The sequence below is a fragment of the Hyphomonas sp. UBA3601 genome, from assembly GCF_002375605.1.
GTDB lineage: Bacteria > Pseudomonadota > Alphaproteobacteria > Caulobacterales > Hyphomonadaceae > Hyphomonas.
Genome location: NZ_DFME01000112.1, coordinates 1 through 4051, shown reverse-complemented (window position 1 = coordinate 4051; position 4051 = coordinate 1). Strand labels below are relative to the sequence as shown.

Annotated in this window: 5 protein-coding genes; 4 read left to right on the top strand and 1 reads right to left on the bottom strand. The window is 61.5% G+C overall.

Annotated features, from left to right (window positions below; all coding sequences use genetic code 11):
• Positions 1 to 13: 13 nt before the first annotated feature.
• Positions 14 to 1033, bottom strand: a complete 1020-nt coding sequence (locus tag B4F73_RS11575; RefSeq protein ID WP_290479117.1) for a hypothetical protein — start codon at positions 1031 to 1033, stop codon at positions 14 to 16.
• 105 nt (positions 1034 to 1138) lie between these two features.
• On the opposite strand from B4F73_RS11575, the gene purM reads away from it, so the two are divergent.
• The 4 genes from purM to B4F73_RS11555 all read left to right on the top strand — a co-directional run.
• The gene (gene purM / locus B4F73_RS11570) at positions 1139 to 2164 is read left to right on the top strand and encodes a phosphoribosylformylglycinamidine cyclo-ligase (RefSeq protein WP_290483317.1); all 1026 of its coding nucleotides are present in this window, start codon (positions 1139 to 1141) and stop codon (positions 2162 to 2164) included.
• A complete protein-coding gene (gene purN, locus B4F73_RS11565; protein WP_290483316.1) occupies positions 2161 to 2751 on the top strand; it encodes a phosphoribosylglycinamide formyltransferase in 591 nt (196 codons plus the stop codon). The genes purM and purN overlap by 4 nt, the downstream gene beginning before the upstream one ends.
• A 106-nt stretch (positions 2752 to 2857) precedes the next feature.
• Complete coding sequence (locus B4F73_RS11560; RefSeq protein ID WP_290483315.1) at positions 2858 to 3688, top strand: hypothetical protein; 831 nt, start codon at positions 2858 to 2860, stop codon at positions 3686 to 3688.
• 69 nt (positions 3689 to 3757) lie between these two features.
• On the top strand, positions 3758 to 4051 hold a 294-nt coding region (locus B4F73_RS11555; RefSeq protein WP_290483314.1), incomplete at its 3' end, for a hypothetical protein.

Below are 4051 nucleotides of genomic sequence, written 5' to 3'. Positions count from 1 at the left end.
CGGTTCGCCGGGTTCACGGTTCCCCCGACGACGACACCGCGGACCGGACAATCCAGCCATAATCATTCTCGGACAGGGAGACCCCGCGCTGTAGCAGATCGTTCTGCAGGCGCGGTGGATCGCCCGCATAGGAAAAGGCAACCATTGCCCCGTCACGCGCAATCGCGTCAATGCGGAATTCCGAGATCAGAGGCGACCGGGCCAGCGCACCGCGCAACGTGTTCCACTCGATCAGAGATGTGTAGCGCACACTCGCCGTGGCCGGGGTCCGCTCGCCGCTGCGGATCACCGAGGTACGCTTCCAGTTTTCATCGAGCAGTCCGAGCATCGCATCGACTGCGCCGTCCAGCGTTTGGGCGAAAGGCGTCGTGCCCACAGGTTCAGTGCCCGCCGCCGTCACGGTCGACACCGTGACGCGCCATGCGCCATCGCGGCCAGACAGGTCCGCCAGAATACCTCGGCGCGCGCCCATGGCAGACGCCTCCGGTGACAGTTCCATCCAGCTGCTGAAGGCGCTGTAACCGGGGCTGTTCGAGGTCACATAGGGCGACAGCGTCTCATCGCGGCCTGTTCCGAGCGCTTCGCGCCAGGCAGCCTCCAGTCCGGCCGATGACGCCAACGGGATCAACAGGCCTTTGGGGCCTTGCGTGTCAACATAAGGCACCGAGAGCGATTCCAGATGCGCCCGCACCATGCGCGGATTATAGACCATCGCCAGCGTGCCCTTGTAGCGACCGTTCCCGGCCGTCTCTTCCTGCACATCCACGGCCGCTGACAAGCGGTTCGCGAGTGCGGCATCGATTGGGATGCCCCCGGCAGACACACGGTCATCGGCCAATGTGATCCGGTCGATCAGCACCCGGGCCCCCTTGATCCGGGCTGCAGCCATGGCACGCTCACGCGCCTCGATCAGCGTGCCGGCAGATTCGTCCACTTCGATATCTGAAACCGTGTAGACATCCCGCGTATCAGCGGAGGCGCCCAACCCGAGGGCAACCAGGGCGAAAAGGGACGCAATAAGGATACGAATCATGGTCAACGGCCTCCGTTTAGACCTCTTGTAGCAAGCCAGAGCTGGGGCTGGAACCGCAAGCGGCACTGGCAGAGACGTTTTCCCCATGCTAACGCGCGAGTCATCATGAGCGATACATCCAAAACTCCCCTTTCCTACCGTGATGCCGGTGTCGACATTGAGGCAGGAGAAAGGCTGGTTGAGGCCATTGGCCCGCTGGCAAAGGCAACCGCACGCGCAGGCGTCATGGGCGGGCTCGGCGGCTTCGGCGCGCTGTTCGACCTGAAAGCCTCCGGCTATGAGGATCCTGTCCTGGTTTCTGGCACAGACGGCGTCGGCACCAAGCTGATGCTGGCTTTCGAAACCGGCATCCACAACACGGTCGGCATCGACCTCGTCGCCATGTGCGCCAATGACGTGCTCGCCCAAGGGGCCGAGCCGCTGTTTTTTCTGGATTATTTCGCAACTGGCAAGCTCGAAGCCGGCATCGCCGAAGCGGTCGTCGCGGGCATCGCCGAAGGCTGCCGCCAGTCCGGATGCGCCCTTGTCGGCGGCGAAACGGCTGAAATGCCCGGCATGTACCCGCCCGGCCATTATGACCTTGCCGGCTTCGTTGTCGGCGCCGTCGACCGCGCCAAGGTCCTTCCGCGCATGGGCGACATGGCCGCAGGCGACGTGCTGATCGGCATCGCCTCGTCCGGCCCGCATTCAAATGGCTATTCCCTGATCCGCCGCATCGTCGAGCGTGAAGGCCTCTCCTACGAGGCCGCCTCGCCTTTCTCCGACGGCACGCTCGGCGAAGCCCTGCTGACCCCGACCCGGCTTTATTCCGCAGCCGCCCTGCCGCTCATCAAGGGCAGCCTGATCAATGGCCTTGCCCACATCACCGGCGGCGGCCTGACGGAAAACACGCCGCGCATGTGCCCGGACCATCTTGTCCCCCGCATTGACCGCAACAGCTGGACGCCCGGCCCGGTCTTCCAATGGCTGCAGGAAGCCGGCGGCGTCGAGCTGGATGAGATGCATCGCACCTTCAATATGGGCATCGGCATGGTCTTCTCCGTCGAGCCGGACATGGTTGAAATCGTCATGAACCAGCTGAGCCTGATGGGGGAACACCCGGTCGCGCTCGGAGACCTCGCCCCCGCATGACCCGCCTGAAACTGGCCATCCTGATTTCCGGGCGCGGCTCCAATATGGAAGCCATCCTGGAGGCGGCGCGGGACCCGGCCTATCCGGCCAAACCCGTCCTCGTCCTGTCCAACCGGCCGGACGCGAAGGGGCTGGAAACGGCTACCGCCGCCGGCATTGCGACCGCCGCCATAGATCACAAGACCTATGGCAAGGACCGCGAAGCCTTTGAGCGCGCGATGCACGAACAGCTCACAGAGACAGGCGTCGAGATCATTGCACTGGCCGGGTTCATGCGCGTCCTGACACCCTGGTTCGTCAACAAATGGCAGGGCCGGATGGTCAACATCCACCCCTCGCTGCTGCCAAAGTACAAAGGCCTCGACACCCATCAGCGCGCCCTTGATGCAGGCGATACCGAAGCCGGCTGCACTGTCCACTGGGTCAGTCCCGGTGTCGATGATGGCGAAATCATCCAGCAGGCGAGCCTGCCCATCCTGCCGGGCGACACAGCCGACAGCCTCGCCGCACGCCTCCTGCCAGTTGAGCACCAGCTCTATCCGGAAGCACTGGCCAAGGCCTGCGCCGAAATTCAGGCGCGCGACTGAACTCCCTGCCCAAATTGAAGTCGCGAAGTTCGCTTGGCGCTCTTGATGTCCCGGTCAGCATGGGTAGGCTTCATGCCAAGCCAAAATGACCGTGGGGACGTAATCGGTGCACATCATCACTCGCTACCGCAGACTCAGCCTGTGGAACAAGATCGCTTTTTGGGGCTCGCTGGCTTCAATCTTCGGCGTCGCAATCTTTGTCTGGAACACGATTGATACGGCCCGGCGCCAGTTCTCTGAACCTATCACGATCAGCCGGGTATATGATGAGATAGACAGCTTCATATACGAAGGTGTGAGTGATGAGCGACCCATCGAGGATGTCCGCCAAACCCTTCCGGCGATTTCCTCCACGCCTTTCCTCTCATTCTCGGTTCGGTCGGACGCCGAGAAACACACAGTGCAGTTTGCGCCCTACCTGCTGATCGACGTTCTGTCTGCTGAACCTTTCGCACCGCAAATGCTTGCGCTGTTCGAAGCCCAGCGCGGTGCAGGTGGTGAACAGCGCGAGTTCAAAGGCATGCTGCGCCCCGTAACCGGCCTGCAATTGGCCCCGCATCTGGACCCTTATGACCGCACCTTGAAACAGGTGGATTTCTTCACGCTCGCACCCGGCGAGATTGAAGAAGTGTTTTTGAACCTTGGCTACTATCCTGGCTACAAGTTCACATACCGGATCGGGCTACAGTATCGGTATCAGGACAAGGACAGGACCCTGTGGCTGCCGGATACATATGAGCGTGGCGTACCCAATACCGAACTTCCTGTGTCACATTTCGGGCGGGCCTATGTCGTCTCATTCCATCCCGACAGCTATGAAGAAGATGTTGCAATAACCCAATCCCGGTACACAGAATTTCAGGATGAAGTTGAGCAATTTGTCCAGCAAACGCGGGTTTTCTCTCCACGGGATGTCGACTTGCAGGTAGCAGACTAGCCTCCAGTCCACGCAGGTTCATGCCTTTCGAATTCGTCGGAGACACTGCGCAAATATGCTGGTGAGGCGATGCCAGCCTTTTCCCTCTTCCAGCCCTTGCCGGGCCTGCCTTGGCCTCTTTTGCTCATCTGGCCCCTGATCTTCTGGCGCATCCAGCGCCTGAGGGCGTGGTTCCGCGCCAATGGCCGCCCCGGCTCTCAGATGCTCTGGGGCATCACACGAAGCGGGCGGGTTGTGGTCAATCTGTTGTCGGATGATCTATCGGGACGGAGGCCGCTCCAATCCGGATTCGGTTTTGAACCGTCACGCCCTTTCCGTGAAGCGGCCTACAGCGAATTGATCATTCTCACCCCCGATCCGTGT